This window comes from Actinomyces sp. HMT897 (assembly GCF_016626125.1).
Lineage (GTDB): Bacteria > Actinomycetota > Actinomycetes > Actinomycetales > Actinomycetaceae > Actinomyces.
The window spans coordinates 1,887,203-1,907,625 of sequence record NZ_CP067336.1 but is presented as its reverse complement, the minus strand read 5'-3'; the positions used below and the strand labels follow the sequence as shown (position 1 = coordinate 1,907,625).

Here is a 20,423-nt window from a genome sequence, read left to right as displayed (position 1 = left end):
CCCGCAGAAGCGGTCCGCCCTCAGAACCTGCAGGCGCCAGAAGGCCATCAGGACAGGGAATCCCGTCCGCGGCAAACAAGTACCGTTCTCGCGACGAACAAGTACCGTTCTCGCGGAGGAGACGGGCTACAGGAGACGGGCGACAGGGCCCGACACTCAGGACTCGACCAGGACGGCTGCGGTCCGGCCGGGCACCCTCACCGAGCCTGTCCCCATGTCGAAGGCGGTGGCCCGCACCAGGGGGTCGGCCCCGGCCGCCTGGACCGGGTGCAGGCGGAAGCTGCGCCCCACCAGGGCCTCCGCACCGACCTCCACCATGCGCGGCGTCGGGTTGAAGACCACCAGGACCCCGTCGAGCCGCGGGTCGATGTCCCCCGAGCCCGCCCCGTCGTCCACGAGCATGACAATGACCCCGGGCGGGCAGCCTGGCTGCCCTCCCGTGCGGGCGGGGAAGGAGACCCGCTCCTTAATGAGGTCGGCCGACCCCAGGGTGAGCAGCGGCGTCGAGCGGCGGATCCTCAGCAGGTCCAGGGCCATCTTCCGGGCCAGGGTAATGTGCTCGGGCCCGGGCCGTAGGTCCTCGCGTATGAGCAGGCCGGACTGCACCATCCACAAGTCCCGGTTGCAGGCCGCGGGCGGCAGACCCCGACCCCAGCCGTTGTCCCGGCCCGACCAGTCAATGGCGTTGAAGTGGTCCCCGGAGTCGTAGGAGTTGCGGTCCATGGACTTGGAGCGCAGGAGCTCGGTCCCCGCCAGCCACAGCACGGGCGACTGCCCCAGGGTCACGGCGGCCAGGCACAGGGTGCTCATGCGCGCCCGGTCGGCCAGACTGACTCCCTCGGGCAGCTTGGCCGCCAGGACGTCGTAGAGGGTCTCGTTGTCGTGGGACTCCACGTAGTTGACGCTCTCCACGGGCTCGACGCCGTAGGCGGCCGGGACCTGGCCGTAGACGATCTCGTCACCGCGCCGCCACACCCCGTCCTCCTCGGGCAGGACGAGGTCGCGCAGGTTGCCGCCCAGGGCCAGGCGCACAATGTCCGTACGCCAGGCCAGGTCCTCCTGCTGGCGGACCACGTCCAGGGCCTCGTACCGGTTGGGCTCCAGGTACTCCCCGGTGCCCAGCCCCTGGTGCGCCCGGGGATCCAGGTCGGCCACGCCCCCGCCGCGCAGGGCGTCACGCACCCTGTCGTTGAAGGTGCCGATCCCGGTCCCGGCGAGCTGGCCCTGGGTGGCCTGGATGAACAGCGCGTTGTCCTTGACCTCCCCGAAGTTCCAGCCCTCCCCGTACAGGAAGGCGCGCTGCCGGGGACGGGACGCGGGCCCCAGGGTCGCGGCGACGGCGTCGGTCCCGGGCGGGGCGGGGCGGGTGCGTGCGCCCTGCCCGCGTGCGCCCTGCCCGCGTGCGCGTGCGGCGTCGGCCCCGCCGTCACCGGCCTGCGCCTGGGCGACGGCGACGGCGTCGGCCCGGGCCAGGGCGTCGCGCACCGCCTCCATGGTGGCGCGCGAGTGGTGGCCCATGAGGTCGAAGCGGAACCCGTCCACCCCGTAGGCCACGCGCCAGGTGACGCAGGCGTCGATCATGAGCCGTCGGGCCATGGCCCGCTCGGTGGCGACGTTGTTGGAGCAGGAGGAGCCCTGGACGCGGCCGCACTCGTCAAGGCGGTGGTAGTAGCCCGGCACCACCCGGTCCAGGACGCTGCGACCCTCCTGCCCGCAGGCGGCGGTGTGGCTGAAGACCTGGTCCAGCACCACCTGCAGGCCCATGGCGTGCAGGGCTCCGACCATGGCACGGTGCTCGGCCACCCGCGCCCCGCCGTCCTGGTGCCCCTCGGTGGCGTAGGAGCCCTCGGGGGCGAGCCAGTGGTAGGGGTCGTAGCCCCAGTTGTAGGCGTCCTCGTCGGCCACGGCGGCCACCGCCTGCTGGGGCACCACCGACGCGGGGCCCCAGGAGGCGGGGACCGCCGGGACCTTCTGGCGCGAGCGCTCCTCGGGGATGGTGGCGATGTCGAAGGTGGGCATGAGGTGGAGGGTGTCCATGCCCGCCTCGGCCAGGTCCCGCAGGTGGCGGGTGCCCTGGCTGTCCACGGTGAAGGCGGCGTAGGTGCCGCGCAGCCCCTCAGGCACCGTGGGGTCCGCCGCCGAGAAGTCGCGCACGTGGAGCTCGTAGATGGCCCGGGCGGCGTCACTGGTCACGCGGGGGCTCGGGGTGGTGGCCCACTGGCGGGGGGCCAGGGCGTCCAGGCGCAGGTCGACGGCGACGGCGCGCCGGGAGTCAACGGTCAGGGCGGGCGCGTAGGGGTCGGTGACCACGTTGGTCTCCACCCGCCCGGTGGCGGGTACGTAGACCCGTACCTCCCACAGGTACTGCGCCCCTGCCCCGACGGCGCCGCACCCCACCTCCCAGCGCCCGTCCGGGCGGGACTCGGCGCGGGTCCGCCGGGGCTCGCCCTCCACCAGGGGGACCGAGCCGGTGGGGTCGCCGGTCTCCCACGACAGCAGGGTGACCTCCTGGGCGGTAGGGGCCCACAGGGCCAGGGAGGGGCTGGCCGCCGGGTCCGGGGCACCGGCCCAGGTCGGGCCCAGGGGGGCCAGGCCGTCACGCCGGGCGGCGGCCGGGTAGAGGTGGTCCAGCAGGGGCCAGATCTGGACCCCGGTCACCCTCGACGCCGTACGCCAGGGGGTGGGGTCCGGTACCGGGGCCGCCCCCGGAGCCGCTGAGGCCGCGGCCGAGGCCGCTGGAGCCCCCGAGGCCGCCGGGAACGCCGGGGGTACCGAGGCCGCCGGGGACGCCTGCGAGGTAGCCGCGCTCCGCTCGGCGTTTGGGCCGACGTCAGGGCCAGTGGCCAGACCGGGTTGACTGGTGGCCAAACCGGCATCTGGGCCGGGTTGATCGGTGGCCGCGCCGGGTCGGCTGGCGTCGGAACCGGCCCGCCCGGCCTGAGGCACGACGTCCTGACGGCGCAGGCGGCCAGTGCCCCCGACAGCCTCGGGGTCGGCCTGACCGAGCTCGACAACGAGCCTGCCCCGGAGCATCCGGGCCGCCTGGTGCCGGGAGATGTCCGCCGTCAGCGCACAGTAGCCGCGCAGCTGCGGGTAGCCGACGACCACGTCCGGGGTGAGCTCGCCAGCAGGGACCAGCGGAATCCGCTGCACGACGGGGCCGTCACCCTGACCGGCACCACCCTCGGTGCCGCCCTGGTCGCCGTCGGACCATGCGTGCAGGACCGGGTACGTGCCGTGGGAGAGCATAGGCCGCGGAAGGGCCAGGAGCCCCGGACGAAGCCAGAACGCACGCTGGTTACCTGGCCCGGTCGGGGGTTGGGGGGACGACGGGTCTCCTGCGTGTAGGCTCATTGGCTACCTTTCTTCAGCTATCCCTGCACTCTTGCACGTCATCGGGGTCTGGAGGAAACGTTCGGCTGCCGCCCGGGTCGGTCCGGCGGGGCCACGGGACGGGGCTGGCGGGTAGGCGACCGGCCGCCATCGGCACCACTCCCGGCCCAGGACCTTTCTACCCGGTACCACGGCCCGACACCCTGCTGCCACACCCGGGCGGCCCCAGATCCCCCGGCCCTTCGCCTTGCCGCGACGGTCTCCGGGCGGCCCTCGGGGCGGCCCCGGATCCCCGCCGCCTCACTGCCTCAGCGGCTGGCTCAGGCGCAGGAGGATGACCGCCAGGGTGCGGTCGACATAGGCCGCCAGGGTGGAGTCGTCGTGGATGAGCCCCAGGCGCATGGAGCGCTCCACGTCAGCCAGGAACAGCTCGGTGGTGTCCGTGACCGACAGGATGCACTCGCGCCCCACGGCGGCGAGCTCCGTCTCCAGGACCGTGCCGAGACGCCGTTTAAAGACCTTGTAGCCGTCGCCCAGGGCCGAGCGGCGCTCGGGGTCGCGCACCAGGTAGGCCATGAACTCGCTCTGGAGGAAGTAGAACTCGCGGGACACCGGGACGACCTCCATGAGCCGCCCGGCGAGGTCAACCAGGGCCTGGGGGAGGTCGGCGCCAGCCCGGGGGTCGGCGCCAGCCTGGAGGTCGGCGTCGGCCCGGGGCGTCCGGTCGACGCCGGAGCCCCCCTGGGGGCCCGCACTCACCGCGGCGTCGACAAAAGCCGTCATGGCCTCCCACTCGTTCTCCACCAGGCGGTGAATGAAGTGGTCCATGTCGGTGAAGTTGGAGTAGAAGGCGCCGCGGGTGAACCCGGCCCGGGTACAGACGTCCCCCACGGAGACGGCACCAATACCCTTGTCCACCACCAGCTCACGCCCGGCAGCCAGGAGCAGCTCCTGGGTGTGGGCACGCTTCTCGCTGGGAGTGGTCCCCACCAGCCGGTAGACGGCGGCACGACGCGCTGAGACCTGCGGCCCTGTGGCGAGAGACTTCATGGCATCAGCCTATCGGCCTCAGAGCCCTTTTCGCAGGACCCGGAAGAGGTGTTTGCCCTGGTCCAGGGGGTTCTGGGCGAGATGGGCCCGAGTGCGGGACCCAGGCGTGAAGCCGACGGCGGGCCGCGACCGGGGACCCGGACGCCGAGGCAGTGCCTGTGGCAGACACCCCAAACGGACTGTCGCGGCCCGCGGCCGGGGCGCGTCCACTGGCTGGTACTTAAAGTGCGCGGACTGGTACTTGAGTGCGCGGAAACGACTCGTGAGCCCTCGGCCAGCGTCCGGCAGGGATCCGGAGAGGATAAGACCATGAGCCCGGACCGCCTACCCGACCCCCTGGCTGCCCTGCTGGCCTCACCACCGGATCTGCCGGTCGTCGCCGCCCTGGACCGCCTGCGCGCCGTCCTGGCCGACGCACCCGGGCCGGTGGTGGTCACCGCGCCCCCGGGAACCGGTAAGACCACGTTGGTACCGCCGCTGGTGGCCGTCAGCCTGGCCGACCGCGCCAGTCAGGCTGGCGGCCGCAATCCCATCGATTCAACCGGCCGCGGGCCCACCGGCGGCCTTACCGGGCCCGCCAGCAACCCCGGCCCCACCGACCCCGCCAGCCCTGGGAGCCCTCGCCAGTCGGCACCAGGCCCGCTACGCGGTGGCCCCGGGCCCACTGGCCCTACCAGCCCCGGCCCCACCGGCCCCGGTCCCGCCACTGGCCGCGTTATTGTCACCCAGCCCCGGCGCCTGGCCACCCGGGCCGCCGCCCGCCGTCTGGCCAGCCTCCTGGGCCAGGAGGTGGGCCAGGACGTGGGCTACGCGGTGCGCGGTGAGCACGTCTCCCGCCCCACCACCCGTATCGAGGTGGTCACCGCCGGGCTGCTCCTGCGCCGCCTCCAGGCCGACCCCGAGCTTCCCGGGACCGCCGCCGTCGTCCTGGACGAGGTCCACGAGCGCAGCCTGGAGGCCGACCTCCTGCTCACCCTCCTGCTGGACGCCCGCGCCCTGCGCGAGGACCTCGTCCTGGTGGCCATGTCCGCGACCCTGGACCCGGTACGCCTGCGCAGGCTGCTGGGCGGCCCGGGCTCTCCCGCCCCGCTGGTGGAGGTGCCCGGCGTCCTCCACCCGGTCACCGAGCACTGGGCCCCGCCGCCCGGGACCACCGGGCGCCTGGGGCCGCGCGGCGTGCCCCGCGAGTTCCTGGCGCACGTCGCGGCCACGACGCTCACGGCGCTGCATGAGGACCCCGGCGACGTCCTCGTCTTCGCCCCCGGCGCCCGGGAGGTGGACGACGTCGTGGCCCGCCTGCGCCGTCTGCTGTCCGCCCGCGACCCGGCCGACGGCCTGGGGGAGGTGGACGTCCTGCCGCTGCACGGCCGTCTGCCCGCCGCCGCGCAGGACGCCGCGCTCACGCCGTCGGCCCCCGGACGCCGCCGGGTGGTGGTGTCCACCAACGTGGCCGAGTCCTCCCTGACGGTGCCGGGGATGCGGGTCGTGGTGGACTCCACGCTGTCGCGCGAACCGCGCCTGGACGTGGCCCGGGGCATGAGCGGGCTGGTCACGGTAGGGGCCTCGCGCTCCTCTAGCACCCAGCGGGCGGGCCGCGCCGGGAGGGAGGGGCCGGGGGCCGTCTACCGCTGCTGCACCCCGACCGACTGGGCCCGCGCCCCCCTGGCCCCCACCCCGGAGATCCTCACCGCCGACCTGACCCGCACGGTCCTGGAACTCACGGTCTGGGGCGTGCCCGACGGCGAGGGCCTGTCCTGGCTGGACGCCCCACCACCCGCCGCGCTCGCGGCCGCCCGAACCGTCCTGCGCGACCTGGGGCTGACGGGGGCCGACGCCACCCTGACGCCGCTGGGGCGGGCGGTGGCCCTGCTCCCGGCCCCAGTGCGTGAGGCCCGGGCCCTGTTGATGGCCTCGCCCCGGCTGGGGGTGCGACGGGCCGCGGAGGTGACGGCCCTGCTCACCACCGGGCTGCGGGCCCGGGGCGGGGACCTGGCGGCCCTGGCCAGGGGGCTGCGTGCCAGCAGGTGGGCGGGTCGGACGGGGGCGGACGCCAGTGGGTCGGGCGCTGGTGGGCCAGGTGGTGACCGGGGCGGCAGGCCCCCAGGTGGTGGCGAAAGGCGCGCTCCCCAGGGCGAAGCGAGCGGGTCAGGCACCCGGGGCGCAGAGGACGCCTCCCAGGCCAGCGCCTGGCGGCAGGAGGCCAGGCGCCTGGAGCAGGCCGCCCGTCGCGCCCTGCGCGAGGTCCCGCTCGCCCTGCCCCAGGACCCCGGGCAGGAGGGCAGCCCACCGGGTCCCAGGCCATCGGCCAGCTCGGCGACCCCAGCCAGTGAGAGTCCAACCAGCAGCCGCTCAGCCAGTAGCAGTCCAACCAGCGTTAACCCAGCCAGCGCCAACCCAGCCAAATCAGGGACTCTACCCACCAACCCCCCAGCTGGTACCCACCTCTCAGACACTCAACGCCCGGATAGCACCCAGGACATAGTCAGTACACGCCCCGCTAATTCGGCGGCTCCAACCAGCACCAGCCCAGCCAACAGCAGATCAGCCAGCGCCGGCCCAGCCAGTAGCAGCCTAACCAGTAGCAGCCCAGCCAAATCAGGGACTCCGCCCACTCACCACCCAGCCAGCGCCAACCCCCCAGCCAGCACCGACCCCCTGACCGGCGACGACGCCATTGGCCTGGTGGTGGCCCTGGCACACCCGGAGTGGCTGGCACGGCGTCGTGGCCCCGCCCCCTCCCCCGGCACCGAGGCCGTCTACGCGAGCGTGGGCGGCGTCGGCCTGCGTCTGCCGGCCACCTCGGCGCTGGCCTCCTGCCAGTGGCTGGCAGTGGCGGACGTGGACCGCGCCCCGGGCCGCGCCGAGGCGCTGGTGCGCGCAGCCGTCCCGGTCGACGAGGCGCTGGCGCTGGAGGTGGCCGGGGCCTGGCTGGTTGAGGACACACGCACCCGCTGGGAGTCGGGACGGCTGCGCAGCGAGCGGCTGCGTCGCCTGGGCGCCATCACCCTGACGACCACCCCGGGCCCCAGCCCCTCCCCCCGTGAGGCCGCGGCAGCCGTCACCCGGGCGGTGGCGGAGCAGGGGCTGGGGATCCTGCCGTGGAGCGCCCGGGCGCGCCAGCTGCGCGGACGCCTGGACCTGCTGCACCGCACGCTCGGAGCCCCCTGGCCCGACGTCTCCCCGGAGGCCCTGACCGAGCAGGCCGGGCAGTGGCTCGCCCCGGCCGTCACCTCCCTGGCCGCGAGCGCCAGGCGCCCGGACCTGTCGCGCCTGGACGTGACCGCGGCCCTGCGCACGCTCCTGCCCTGGCCCGAGGCCTCACGCCTGGACGAGCTCGCGCCCGAGCGCCTTCAGGTGCCCTCCGGCTCGCAGGTGCCCCTGTCGTACGCGCAGGACGACGGCGGGGCGGGCACGCCCCTGGAGCGGCCGGTGCTGGCGGTGCGGGTCCAGGAGTGCTTCGGGTGGGACGCCACCCCGCGGGTGGTCGGGGGCCGGGTCGCGGTGCTCATCCACCTGCTCTCCCCGGCGCGCAGGCCGGTGGCGGTCACCGACGACCTGGCCTCCTTCTGGGCGCAAGGGTACGCCCAGGTGCGCGCCGAGCTGCGGGGGCGCTATCCGCGGCACGCCTGGCCGCAGGATCCCTGGACGGCGCCCGCCACCCGGGGGACCGGGCGACGTCGGGCCTCCTGAGGAGGCCTGCGCCCCCCGGCTGCGGGCACCTACGCGCACCATCCCCACCCGCCAGGCCGCCGCCAGACTGCGCCCCCCGGCCGCGGGAACCTACGGTCCATGCCCTGCCCGGTGGCCACGGTGGCCAGGCGCCTCCCCGGCCGCGGGGACCTATGTGGGCACCGGTGCACCAACCTCGTGGAGACGGTGCCCCCGGCCGCGGGGACCTATGAGGCCGCGCGGCCCCTCCTCAGTCCACAATGCCGTAGAGGCGGTCCCCGGCGTCGCCCAGCCCGGGGACAATGTAGGCGTGCTCGTTGAGGCACTCGTCCACGGCGGCGGTCACCACGGTGACATTGGCGCGCCCGCCGACCGCGGCCTCCACGGTCCTCAGGCCCTCGGGGGCGGAGATGAGGCAGACGGCGGTGACGTCGCGGGCGCCGCGCTCCAGGAGGTAGTCGATAGCAGCCACCAGGGTGTGTCCGGTGGCGAGCATGGGGTCCACCACGAAGCACTGGCGGCCGGAGAGGTCGTCGGGCAGGCGGTTGGCGTAGGTCTCCACCTCCAGGGTGTCCTCATTGCGCCTCATCCCCAGGAAGCCGACCTCGGCGGTGGGCAGCATCCGGGTCATGCCCTCCAGCATGCCCAGACCGGCGCGGAGGATGGGCACCACAATGGGGTGGGGATGGGCGATACGGCGGCACTGCGCCACCGCCACCGGGGTGGTGATGGCGACGTCCTCGGTGCGGACCTCACGGGTGGCCTCGTATGCCAGGAGGGTGACAAGCTCGTCGACGAGCTGACGGAAGACCGCTGAGGGGGTGGCCGCGTCGCGCAGGACGGAGAGCTTGTGGTTAATGAGGGGGTGGTCGGCAACGTGAAGACGCATAAGGACAAGCCTACCCGGCCGCAACCGGCCCCCACGGGCTGTTGCCCTGGTCAGGGCCTTTTAACCGGGTGCCAGCAGGTAGCGCTGGCGCCCCCTGCCTCCTTCCCGCACCGGCACCGGCCCCGGGCGCACGACGCCGTGCCGGACCGCTACGGGCGCCCCCGCGGCCCCCGGCTCGGCTCCTGACCGGCTGCCCGAACGCATAAGTACGTGGGGGTGCCCTCACCGTCCCTGGGCTCGGCCGATTACGACCACCGCGGGAAGTACCACCGGGGGTGGGGACAGCCCCACCCCGGTTGTCCTGCCAGCAGGATCGAGGTGGGTGCACCGGTGGTGGAACGGTTGGCACATGAGAACCCTGAGCCTCCGACCCTCGCCCCCAGCCCACTGTACACAGCCGCGCGAGACCGGGTCGTCCCGATCCCGGAGCACGAGCTCGCGCCCCCTGACGGGGGTGTCCCGGTGAGCGCGGTCTCGGCGCGGGGCCTGACCCGCGTCTACGAGGTCCCCGGGCGGCGGGACGTGTGGGTGACCGCCCTGGACGGGGTGGACCTCGACCTGCCCACGGGCAGCTTCACCGCCGTGGTGGGCGCCTCGGGGTCGGGTAAGTCGACCCTGCTGCACACCATGGCGGGGCTGGATGAGCCCACCGGCGGGCGGGTCAGTCTCCTGGGTACGGAGATCACCTCCCTGGCCCCGGCCAGGCGCGCCGCCTTCCGCTGCCGCAACGTGGGCTTCGTCTTCCAGGACTACAACCTCATTGCCTCCCTGACCGCCGCCGAGAACGTCTCCATGCCCTCCCGCCTGGCCGGCCACCCCCTGGGCGGGGGCCAGGCGGTGGCCGCCCTGGAGGCCGTGGGGCTGGCCGGCCGCGCCGACCTCAGGCCCCACCAGCTCTCCGGCGGCGAGCGCCAGAGGGTGGCGATCGCCAGGGTGATGGCCACCCGGCCCAGGATCGTCTTCGCCGACGAGCCCACCGGCGCCCTGGACCTGAACGCCGGGCAGGTGGTCCTGGACTGGCTGCGTCGCCTGGCCGAGCGCGGGACGACCGTCGTCATGGTCACCCACGACGTCGAGGCCGCCGCCCGGGCCGACGCCGTGGCGGTCATGGGCGGGGGTCACCTGCTCGCCTGGTCCGACAGCCACGACGCCGCCCGTATCGCCGAGCTGGTCCACTCCACCCGCGTGCCCGCACGCCCGCCCGCTCAGGCCCCCGGCCGCTGAGAGGAAAGAGGCTGACTCCCAATGACCGCACTCATCTGGAAGGACCTGCGCCACCACGCCCGTCAGTGGCTGTGGTCGCTCCTGGTGTCCACCACCGGCGGCGTCTTCATCGGCGTCATTATCACCTCCTGGTGGAGCGCTCTGCAGTGGTCCACCGCCCAGGCCGACGCCTCGGAGTACGTCACGGCCACGCACGTCGTGGGCTCGAGCCTGCTCGGCTACGCGGGCCTGTCCGTCGCCCTCATCGTCTCCACGACCCTCGCGCTGACCGTGACCGCACAGGCCCGCTCCCACGCCCTGTGGAAGATTGTCGGCGTCCCGAGCCAGCGTGTCCGCAGCATTATCCTGACCCAGGTCGGCGCGGTCGGCCTCCTCGGCGGCCTGCTCGGCTCCCTCCTCGCCCTGCCGGCCACCGGCTGGTACCTGCTCACCTGGCGCGACCTCCACATCTACCCCACCGACATGCCCGTGGTCGTGCCCTTCTTCGCCGTGCCCCTGGCCGTCGGGGCCACCACCGCCTTCAGCCTCCTGGGTGGCCTGGGCGCGGCCCGTCGCGCCGCCTCCACCCCTGAGATGCAGGCCCTGCGCGAGGCCGCCACCCCTGTGGCCCGCACCCGTGCCTGGCAGTGGGTCGTCGCGGGCACCCTCGTGGTGGGGGCCGCGTTCGCCCTGGTGATCGCGCTGGTCGGCCCGACAGAGCTCGCTGGCCTCGTCAAGGGGGTTGAGCCTGAGGCGGCTGCCGCCTTCGAGGAGATGGGCAGCATTAAGGGGTTCACACAGGCTCTTGGCGGCAGCATTGTGCTGCTCGTCATGGTCGCTGCCCTGTGCGTCCCCAACTGGACCATCCGGCCCCTGCTGACGGGCTGGACCGCCCTGGTCCCCGGACGCAGCCCGGCCTGGTTCACCGCGCGGGCCAACGCGCGCCACCGCTCCACCATGAGCCTGACGACGGTCGTCCCCTTCGGCATCGCCGTGGGGATGACCGGGGTCGTCTACACCGTCGTCGGGGCTTTCCGGACCGCTGGCTCCACTGAGGGCGTCAGCGGGTTCCTGGCCATTGCCGTGCCGATCTTCGCGATCTCGGGGGTGGGGGGCGTGGCCAATATCGCCATGGTCGGCTCCACGAGGCGCCAGGAGGGCGCCCTGCTGGGTGTCATCGGGGCCAGGCGCTCCACGCTCACGACCACCACGATCCTGGAGGGCAGTATCTACGCCGTCACCGGCATCCTGTTCGGACTGGCCGCCACCGTCCTGAGCGCCGCCGGCACCGCCCTGCTCTCCGGGGGCGGGGTGAGCACCTTCCTCGCCGTGCTGCCGCTGGACACGCTCACACCGGTGATCGGAGTGGTGCTCGTGCTCGCCGTGGCCACCACCTGGCTGCCCGCCCAGCTCGACCGCCGCCCCGTCATGGACCGGCTCCGCCAGCCCGTGTGAGGCCTGCGCGGGCCTGGTTACGCCGTCCCAGGCCTCAGGAGGTAGCCCGCAATGCTGCCGACGGTCCCAACGTCTGCGGCGCCTGCCAGCCCCTCAGGTGCTGGCCCGCAGCCAGGTCAGGACGGCTCGCACGCGCCGGTTCTCCTCCCCCGGCGGCAGGTCGAGCTTGAGGAAGATGCTTGCCACGTGCTTGGCCACCGCCCCCTCGGAGACGTAGAGCCGGGCGGCGACCTGGGGGTTGGAGGCGCCCTCGGCCATGAGGGCCAGGACCTGCCGCTCACGGGCTGTGAGCCGCTTGGTGAGGACCGACGCCGCCGCGGCCTCCTGGTCCACGGCTCCCTGAGGCGGGGGGCTCGCTGGCCGGGGGCCAAGTCGCCGCGCCCGGGTGCCACCGCCCGCACTGGCCCTCGCACCACCGCCTGCACCACCACCCGGCCCGGCTCCTGCCGCCCCTCCGGTTCCTGCCGTATCCCCGGCTCCTCTCAGGCCCCCGGACCCCCGAGGCCCCCTCGCGCCACGGCCGCCGGCCTCTGGCCCCCCGAGGCCAGCCCCCGCACCGCTGGTGCCAGCTCCCGGCTCCCCGGCGTCGGTCACCACACCGCCAGCCCCCGCACCGCTGGTGCCAGCCCCCACACCGCCAGCATCGGCCTCCACGCCCTCGGCCCCCGGACCCCCGTCATGACGCGGGCGGAGCGGGCCGAGCAGGCGGCTGACCACCTCGGGGTCCACGACCACTCCCCCCGAGCGCACGACCTCCAGGGAGCGCATGAAGTCGGCCACCCGCCCCACCCGCTCCTTGAGGAGGTAGCCCACGCCCCCGGCGTCGTCGGCCAGGAGGTCACGGACGTAGGCGCCCGCAATGTAGGCGGAGAGGACCACCACAGGCAGGCCGGGGAAGCGGGAGCGCAGGTCCAGGGCGGCACGTAGGCCGTCGTCGGTACGGGTGGGGGGCATGCGCACGTCGGTGACGACGACGTCGGGCAGCTCGCCGCTCCCACCGAGGGCGGTGACCGTCTCCACCAGCTCCGGGGCGTCACAGGCCTGGGCGACCACCTCGTGCCCGGCTGCGGTCATGAGCCCGGCCAGCCCCTCACGCAGGAGGGCGGCGTCGTCAGCGAGCACGATCCTCATGCCCGCATCCTCCCACGCCCCCGGGCCGGACGCGGGCACGCCCTCTCGTCGGTGCAGCCTCACTGCTCCTGCTCCCACGCCCCCGGGCCGGACGCGGGCACGCCACCCTGCCCTAGGCCCCGACCACCGGGGACGTACCTTAGTCACCGGCGACGTACCATCGTCATTGGGGACGTACCCTAGAAGTACGTCCCCAATGACTAAGGTACGTTGTTGATAACCAGGGTACGTCGCCGCTGCACGCCCGGGCTCACCCTGCCCACGGGGGCAGGCCGACGATGCCGCCCCGGTACCGAGGCCGGATCACTCTGCCCACGGGGGCAGGGCCGGGGCCTCCAGCACCAGGCGCGTCCCGCCCCCGGGCGGTGAGTCCACCTCCAGGCTGCCGCCGACCGTGGCCAGGCGCTGGACCATCCCGGCCAGGCCGGTGCCACCGGCGCCCGACCGGGCCTGGCCCGGGACCGCGCCGCCGACGCCGTCGTCGGCCACCACCGCCCTGACCCCGGTGGGTGAGCAGACCAGTGAGAGCCGTGCCTGCCGGGTCCCGGCGTGGGCGGCCACATTGGCCAGGGCCTGGGCGAGGGCGAAGTAGACGGCGGTCGCCACCGGTGAGGAGATGGCGGAGTCCTCCCCCTGGCAGTCCACCTCCACCTCCAGGCCGCTGGTGGCGGCGAGCTCACGGACGGCGGCGACCAGGCCCCGCTCGGTCAGGACGACGGGTCGCACGGAGCGGACGGTGGCGCGCAGGTCGGCCAGGGCGGCCTCGGCCTGCCCCTGGACGGCCTCCAGCTGGGCACTGAGCTGCCTGACCAGCGGCGTCAGGTCGTGGGCCGCGTCCCCGGCACCGTCGCCGGCACGGACGCCGGTCGTGGGCCGCGCCCCCGGCCTCTCCCCGGCGCGGGCGCCAGCAGCCCCGTCAAGGTGACCGGTAACGGACGCGCCCCCGGCTAGTCCACCGGTCCCGGCCGGTCCACCGGACGACCAGCTGGCCCCGGTGGACTCTGCCCCGCTGGCCCCCTCACCCCCGGCCAGGCCGGTCTCGAGCCGGGATACCGTGAGCTGGGCGGCCCCCAGGCCCATGGTCAGGGCGGTGAGGCGCTGCTGGGCACCGTCGTGGAGGTCGCGTTCAATACGGGCCCGCTCGGCCTCGAAGGCGTCCACGAGCGTGGCCCGTCCTCGCTGGAGGCTGCCGACCTCGGCCGCGAGCGCCTCGGCCCGCTCCCGCTCCCGGTCCCGGCTCAGCACGGTGACCACACGCAGCCGCAGTACCCCGACCCCCAGGAGTACGACCAGGACCAGCACCAGGACCAGCACCCCCACCAGGGGGGTCCACCACACCTCGAGCCCGGAGGTGACGGTGGCCCTCCCTATGACCGCGGGGGACCTGCGGGAGACGACAAAGGGCATGAGCACGAGCACCACGGCTATGATCCCGCCGGCAAAGGCCGCGGCGAAGCTGACCGTGCTCAGCAGGAACCCGGCCACCGCGACCGGCAGGTCCGAGCGCCAGAAGCCGGGGGTGGTCACCCGGGCGGCCATCCAGGGGGCCAGGCGCTCACCCGCCGCCCGGCCGCTGGTGGCGGGGGCGCCCAGCCGCCGGGCCCGCCAGCGCTCCGCCTGGGCCAGGGCGGGGACGGTGAGGTGGACCAGGAACACGCCGAGGGTCATGACCATGAGCAGCGGCATCCAGACCACGGCGTTGAGGAGCTCATTGAGGACGATCCTGGTACGCGACGCCGAACGCACCTGGGCCGTGCAGATCCCGGGCGGCCTGTCAGGACCGTCAGCACCCGGGTCAGCTGGTACGGCCGGGTCGCTCGGCTCCGAGGAGACTGGCCCAGTGACTGGCGGGGAGGCCGGGACGTTCCCCTGGAGTACACCACCACCATCGGCCGGCCCGGTGGCGGGCGGGTCAGCTGGCTCCGGGGAGGCCGGCCCGGTGGCCGGGGACAAGGCCATTGACCCACTACCCGTGGGGGCATGAGGTGCCTCAACTGGTCTGGCGTCGACGCCGTCGCCTTCCCGGACGTTGGCGGACATCGGAGCTGCCGAGGGCGTGCTCGGCCCAGGGGCTGCAGGAGGTGCGGTAGCTGACGAGTTCGGTGCGGACACGCCAATGACGCTAACGGCTCCGCAGGGCGACGTCACTCCACCTGGCTCCACGAGCGCCCCACGGTCCTCCAGCCAGGAGGTGGATCCCAGCACCACCCCACCCGACCCCAGCTGGGGAGCCAGGACCAGTGACGACCGCGCGACGGCGGCATGTACTGGACTCATGGTTCTCTCAGCACAGTCCCTCTCGTCCTGGGTCCCGCCCTCGACCGAGCCCCGACCACGACACCGGTCAGGGGCCGCCTGGCCCCCTCCCGCCCCGGACACGCCCTACGTGGACACGCCCTACGCAGGGTCCCACGCGGACACGCCCCCGGCCGGGGAGCCCGCCAGCAGGACCGTCCCGGCACCGGGCGGCTCAGCTCCGGCACCGGGCGCCCCCACCCCGGGCACAGCCGGCGCGGCCAGCGCGGCCAGCGGGGCCGTGAGCGTGAGCGTGCGCGCCCTGACGCGCTCCTTCCCGGTGCCGGGTCGGCACGAGCGCGTGGTGGCGCTGGCGGGCGTGGACCTGGACCTGGCACCCGGCTCCTTCACGGCGGTGGTCGGGGCCTCGGGCTGCGGCAAGTCGACCCTGCTGACCTGCGTGGCGGGCCTGGACCACCCGACCTCGGGCTCGGTCCGTCTGCTGGGCCGGGAGACGACGGCCCTGCGGCCGGGCGCCCTGGCCTCCTTCCGGGCCGCGCACGTGGGCATGGTCTTCCAGGAGGACAACCTGGTCACCTGCCTGAACGCCCGCGACAACGTGGCCCTGCCCGGCCGCCTGCGGGGCCGGCGGCTGCGCCGGGGGCAGGTGGACGCCGCCCTGGCCCGGGTGGGGCTGGCCGGTCAGGCCCGCCACATGCCCTCCCAGATGAGCGGCGGTGAGCGCCAGCGGGTCGCTATCGCCCGGGTCCTGGCGGCCCGCCCCCAGATCGTCCTGGCCGACGAGCCCACGGCCGCCCTGGACCTGGCCGCCTCCCAGGACGTCCTGGAGTGGTTCGACCAGATCGCCGCCGAGGGGGCCACGCTCCTCATGGTCACCCACGACCCCGCCGCCGCGGCCCGCGCCGACCGGGTCCTGGTCATGGCGGCGGGCCGGGTGGTCGAGGAGCTGGCGGGCGGGGACCCGACGGCGGTCTCCGCGGCGGTCCTGCGCGCCCAGGGCCGGAAGCCGGTCGACGCAGCCGCCCCGGGAGCCGGCACCACCCCCGCCCCCGCGTCCGCCCCGGCCTCCCCGGCGTCCGCCCCGGCCGCCCCGGCCCCCGGGAACCCCGAACCCACCTCGGAGTCGGGCCCTGACGCAGTGGCGCCGGGCGCGGCACCCAGGGGCCCCGAGCCCGGGGACGCCCTCACCGCCGAGGGGACCGGCAGCGCCGTCGCCCCGCGGGGGGAGTCCCCGGACGCCCTCACCACCGGGAGGGCCGACTCATGACCCGCCTCCTGCTGGCCGACCTGCGCCGCCACGCCGGGACCTGGGTGTGGACCGCGGTGGTGTGCGCCGTCGTCTCCGCCTGCGCCACCGCGGTCCTGGTCATCCAGCGCGGTGCCCTGGCCGCCGCGACCGCCCTGGGAGACGCGCCCCAGGCCGCCACCATGCGCACCTCGGCCCAGACGCTGGTGGCGTGGACGATCAGCACCACGGCCCTGGCGGGGGCGAGCGTCCTGACGTCCACCACCCGCCTGGCGGTGGAGCAGCACCGGTACGACCACGGCCTGTGGCGTGCCCTGGGGATGCGTCCCGGCATCCTGGAGGCGGTGCTCCTGGGGCAGCTGGCGGTCCTGGGGGCGCTCGCGGGGCTCCTGGGGACACCTCTGGGCCTGCTCCTCGTCCGCCCGCTGCACTCCATGCTGGTCAGTGAGCGCGTCATCCTGCCCTCGGCCACGCCGGCGGCCGCGCCCCGGGACCTGCTCATCCTGGTCGCGGTGACGGCGGGGACGGCCGTCCTGGGCGGGCTGAGGGCGGTGCACCGCTCCGCCCGCACCGAGGTCCTGGCCCTGCTGCGCGACGGCGCCGGGGAGCCACGACCCTGGTGGCGTCGGCTCCTGGGGGCCACGACGCGGCTGGTGCTCCTGGGCTCCGTGGCGGCCGGGGTCGTGGCCGCCTGGGTGGCGGGCGGCCGGGCCGAGCCGGGCTCGGAGAACGCGATCGCCGCCACGGTCGGAGGCTCCTTCGCCATCTTCACCCTCGTCGTGCTGCTGGTGCCCTGGGTGACCCCGTTCCTGGAGAACGTCTGGACGGGTGCCGTCGAGCTCGTGGTCCTGCGGCCCCTGGCGGCCACGGGCCTGGCCGACCCTACCGCCTGGTTCCTGGCCCGCCGCAGCGCCGCCCACGAGGCACGACGCTCCAGCACCACGGTCATGCCCTTCCTGGTGGCGATCGGCCTGGTAGGGCTCCTCTACGGCTTCAAGGCGGGCGGCGCCTCGGGGGTGACGGCAAAGGGCATGGGCTCCATGTTCGGCCCGGCCCTGCTCACCGCCTGGACCGGGGGCGTGGCGGTCATCGCCCTGGGGGCCAGCCGACGGCGTCGCGACGCCGCGCTCCTGGAGGCGGCGGGCGCGAGGGTGGCCCAGGTCCGTGCCGCCCAGGTGCTGGAGGGGGCGGTCCACGCGGTGACCGCCACGCTCCTGGGGCTGGTGGTCACGGGGCTCTCCCTGCTGCTCCTGGGGCGGAGCATGTCCCTGCCCCTGGGTGAGGTCCTGGACCGGGGGCCGTGGCTGGAGGTAGGGGTGGTCGCCCTGGCGAGCCTGGTGACGACCTGCACGGCGGTGGTCCTGGCGGGGGTCCAGGCGGGGCACGCCCTCAGCCTGGCGGCCGAGCTGCGCTCACGGGACTAGAGCCGCTTTCAGAATGAAGGTGCACGTCCGCCTGACGTGACAGGCTAGGGGCGTGAACGTGGTCGAGAGACGCTACGGCGCAGCCATGGACCAGGCCCTGGCCCTGGCGGCACAGGCGGCCCAGCGCGGAGAGGTCCCGGTGGGGGCGGTGGTCCTGGGACCCGGCGGGAAGGTCCTCGCGCAGGGCGCCAACGCCTGCCAGGCCGAGCACGACCCCACGGCCCACGCCGAGATCCTGGCCCTGCGCGCGGCCGGGGCGGCCCTGGGGGACTCCCACCTGGAGGGATGCACGCTGGTGGTGACCCTGGAGCCGTGCACCATGTGCGCGGGCGCCATCCTGCTGGCCCGCCTGGAGCGCGTGGTCCTGGGAGCCTGGGAGCCCAGGACGGGGGCGGCCGGGAGCGTACGGGACGTGCTGCGCGACCCCCGCACCAACCACCAGGTGGAGGTGGTCGCAGGCCTGCGGGCCAGGCAGTCCACCGCCCTGCTGCAGGACTTCTTCACCGCCCGGCGCCTCGACACCCCGGCCCCCGCAGAGTGACTGAGGTCGCAGGTCCCTGGGTTTGGGCGGTCCGGGACAGGACGTGTACCCTGGGCCGTCGAGGTAGCGTGTCCGAGCGGCCGAAGGTGCAGATCTCGAAAGTCTGTGTGGTTCATAGCCACCCTGGGTTCGAATCCCAGCGCTACCGCCACCACGGTCCCCGGTATCCCAACGAAAAGTCGGGTACCGGGGGCCGACGCACGTAGCGCGCGGTACGTACGCGGTACACCGGGACGGGCCCTGGTGGGTCAGGACGGGCGAGCCCGGGCGGGGTCCCCTGTAGCCGGCCACCACCACCCACGCACCGGCGGGTACCGAACAGGCGTTCGAGGCCGCTGCCCCGGCGCTCGCGGCCCCACCGGATTCGACACATTCGACACTTTCGACACCCCCTCACAGGGAGAGGGCGTCGAATCCGCGAGCGCACGGGCAGCCGGCCCCGGCACGAGACGCCCTCAGGACGCGCCGAGAGCGACGTGGGCCAGCCCAGCACCACACCACCCGACCAAGAGGTCGGCACGCGCCCAGAAGAGCACACACAAGCAGCCACAGCAACACGACACCAGCTACACGAGCACGCACGCGAGCAGTAGAACACGAGACGACAGAGCACACACAACCAGCGACCGACACGCAGACCGAGCACACGACACCGTTTGACGACGAGAGAGAGGGGGGATATAGCCCCTCCCAGGCCGGTTCGGGACCGCTACGCGTAATAGGCGCTGAGGGGCAGTGCAGGTTTTGTACGCGCTTTGTACCAGGGGGCGTGGGTTCCCGGGTGGTCCCGTCGTCGTGGGGGTCGCGTCCTCGGCGTCCCGTGGTGTGCCGTCACATCCGTCACAGGGTCACAACCGCGTGTTCGCGCCGGTCTCGTCGTCGTCGCCGGGGAGGGTGTGACGGCACAAGGGTCACACCGCCACGGGCGTGACCGTGTGACCCTTGTGCCGGCACGTGGTCGTGGGGGTCGTGGGCGTGGGTGGCGGTATCCCGCGGTTGTGACGTTGTGACCCTTGTGACGGAGGATCCCGGGCCCACGGGGTCCGTTGTCGTCGCAGGTTCGGCGCCCTCTCCCTGGGTGGGGGTTTATGCGGTGGGGTGTATGGGTGGGTGGGTGTGACCCTTGTGCCGGCACGTGTGGTGGTGTCCGGATGGTGGGATTTCCCGGCGTCCTGGGCGTGAGTTCTGTCTCAGCTGTGGTGTGGTGTTGGGCACGTCCTGGGTGGGTGCGGGGCGGTCGCACGGGCCTCGCAGCGTGTAGGACGTCGGTCCCAGAAGTTATCCACAGGGGGTGCATGGGTGCAGGGGGGGGTGCATGGGTGCAGGGGGGGGTGCATGGGTGCAGGGGGGGGTGCATGGGTGCACCCCCCTATATAAAGGATAGAACCGTTAGTAGGAACCGTTATTGAACCGCGCGGCACAGCGGCGGACGGCGCCCGCAGGGCGACGAGCCGGCCTGGGACGAAGGTCTTGTCGCTGCGGCGGGGCCGCCGCGACCGGACGCGAAGACCATTGGCGAACCGGTCTCTCCTGCACGTCACCTCCGCGTCAGCGGCTCCGCCGCGACGCCGCAGCCAGCTTGCGCGACGACGCCGACCGCCGTACCCTGCCACCACAGCCGGTGCACTGCCACGACGTCGTGACGGCACCGCGCTACCCGGCCCAACTGCTCCTCGGTGCCCAGAGCTTATGCACTGACGAGACGCACTCCCAGGACCAGTGCGTGGTGAGGCCTTCCGCCCGCCGGGGTACCGAACACGTGTACGAGACCACCACCGCGCTCGCGGACGCCCACGGACTCGACACTCTCGACACTTCCGACACCCTCTCGCAGGGAGGACCGGACGTCCCGTGGTGTGCCGTCACATCCGTCACAGGGTCACAACCGCGTGTTCGCGCCGGTCTCGTCGTCGTCGCCGGGGAGGGTGTGACGGCACATCCGTCACGGTCACGTCCGTGGGTGGTCGGGCTCGTGGTCGTGTCGTGGTCGGGTGCGGGTGGGTGGGTGGTTGCGGGCGGACCCCTGCGGGGGCTGGCTCTCCCGGAGCGTCCCCTACCCCCAGAGCGGCCCGCCTGCCCCCGCCCCCGTTCTGCGACATTCACCCACGACGGCTAGCCCACCCCTGTTCCGGGGGTGAGCTGCCCTGTGGACCTGGTCGGCGTTCGCGAGACGCCGGCTCCGGCCGGAGGCTCGACCGGTTCGGTAGGGGTATGCCTCGGCCCCAC

Annotated in this window: 10 protein-coding genes, 1 tRNA gene and 2 pseudogenes; 7 read left to right on the top strand and 6 right to left on the bottom strand. The window is 74.1% G+C overall.

The features are described from left to right. Positions 1 to 156: 156 nt before the first annotated feature. Both pulA and JJJ15_RS07495 read right to left on the bottom strand, forming a co-directional pair. Positions 157 to 3,354 carry a pullulanase-type alpha-1,6-glucosidase gene (gene pulA / locus JJJ15_RS07500; RefSeq protein WP_200510320.1) on the bottom strand — a complete coding sequence of 1,066 codons (3,198 nt, stop codon included), beginning with the start codon at positions 3,352 to 3,354 and terminating at the stop codon, positions 157 to 159. Positions 3,355 to 3,633: 279 nt separating this feature from the next. After that, positions 3,634 to 4,383 (bottom strand): TetR/AcrR family transcriptional regulator, encoded by a 750-nt coding sequence (locus JJJ15_RS07495; RefSeq protein WP_200510319.1) that lies wholly within the window; start codon positions 4,381 to 4,383, stop codon positions 3,634 to 3,636. A gap of 309 nt (positions 4,384 to 4,692) precedes the next feature. On the opposite strand from JJJ15_RS07495, the gene JJJ15_RS13090 reads away from it, so the two are divergent. Beyond that, positions 4,693 to 8,073, top strand: coding sequence for an ATP-dependent helicase C-terminal domain-containing protein (locus JJJ15_RS13090; RefSeq protein ID WP_281433015.1), 3,381 nt, complete (start codon positions 4,693 to 4,695; stop codon positions 8,071 to 8,073). Positions 8,074 to 8,302: 229 nt separating this feature from the next. Here JJJ15_RS13090 and upp read toward each other — a convergent pair whose 3' ends face one another. Then, positions 8,303 to 8,941 carry a uracil phosphoribosyltransferase gene (gene upp / locus JJJ15_RS07480; protein ID WP_106110114.1) on the bottom strand — a complete coding sequence of 213 codons (639 nt, stop codon included), beginning with the start codon at positions 8,939 to 8,941 and terminating at the stop codon, positions 8,303 to 8,305. A gap of 462 nt (positions 8,942 to 9,403) precedes the next feature. Between upp and JJJ15_RS07475 the strand changes: the two genes are divergently transcribed. Together JJJ15_RS07475 and JJJ15_RS07470 are read left to right on the top strand one after the other, a co-directional pair. Next, positions 9,404 to 10,165, top strand: coding sequence for an ABC transporter ATP-binding protein (locus JJJ15_RS07475; RefSeq protein WP_246741963.1), 762 nt, complete (start codon positions 9,404 to 9,406; stop codon positions 10,163 to 10,165). Positions 10,166 to 10,186: 21 nt separating this feature from the next. Further along, positions 10,187 to 11,599 (top strand): ABC transporter permease, encoded by a 1,413-nt coding sequence (locus JJJ15_RS07470; protein ID WP_200510318.1) that lies wholly within the window; start codon positions 10,187 to 10,189, stop codon positions 11,597 to 11,599. Between the two features lie 93 nt (positions 11,600 to 11,692). On the opposite strand, the pseudogene JJJ15_RS13600 reads toward JJJ15_RS07470, so the two are convergent. From JJJ15_RS13600 to JJJ15_RS07455, 3 genes and pseudogenes are all read right to left on the bottom strand, one after another. Continuing rightward, positions 11,693 to 11,890, bottom strand: a pseudogene (locus JJJ15_RS13600) (helix-turn-helix transcriptional regulator); the annotation flags it as partial. Positions 11,891 to 12,403: 513 nt separating this feature from the next. Next, positions 12,404 to 12,730 (bottom strand): annotated as a pseudogene (locus tag JJJ15_RS13595) (response regulator transcription factor); the annotation flags it as partial. A 303-nt stretch (positions 12,731 to 13,033) separates the two neighbouring features. Then, entirely contained in the window at positions 13,034 to 14,476 is a 1,443-nt protein-coding gene (locus JJJ15_RS07455) for a histidine kinase (protein WP_246741961.1), read from the bottom strand. A 529-nt stretch (positions 14,477 to 15,005) separates the two neighbouring features. On the opposite strand from JJJ15_RS07455, the gene JJJ15_RS13465 reads away from it, so the two are divergent. The 4 genes from JJJ15_RS13465 (at position 15,006) to JJJ15_RS07435 (ending at position 18,348) form a co-directional block, all read left to right on the top strand. After that, positions 15,006 to 16,253, top strand: coding sequence for an ABC transporter ATP-binding protein (locus tag JJJ15_RS13465; protein WP_281433014.1), 1,248 nt, complete (start codon positions 15,006 to 15,008; stop codon positions 16,251 to 16,253). Continuing rightward, positions 16,250 to 17,656 carry an FtsX-like permease family protein gene (locus JJJ15_RS07445; RefSeq protein WP_200510317.1) on the top strand — a complete coding sequence of 469 codons (1,407 nt, stop codon included), beginning with the start codon at positions 16,250 to 16,252 and terminating at the stop codon, positions 17,654 to 17,656. The genes JJJ15_RS13465 and JJJ15_RS07445 overlap by 4 nt, the downstream gene beginning before the upstream one ends. A gap of 85 nt (positions 17,657 to 17,741) precedes the next feature. After that, positions 17,742 to 18,197 carry a tRNA adenosine(34) deaminase TadA gene (gene tadA, locus JJJ15_RS07440; protein ID WP_200511986.1) on the top strand — a complete coding sequence of 152 codons (456 nt, stop codon included), beginning with the start codon at positions 17,742 to 17,744 and terminating at the stop codon, positions 18,195 to 18,197. A 62-nt stretch (positions 18,198 to 18,259) separates the two neighbouring features. Continuing rightward, positions 18,260 to 18,348: transfer RNA gene (locus JJJ15_RS07435), tRNA-Ser, on the top strand. The last annotated feature ends 2,075 nt before the right edge of the window (positions 18,349 to 20,423 follow it).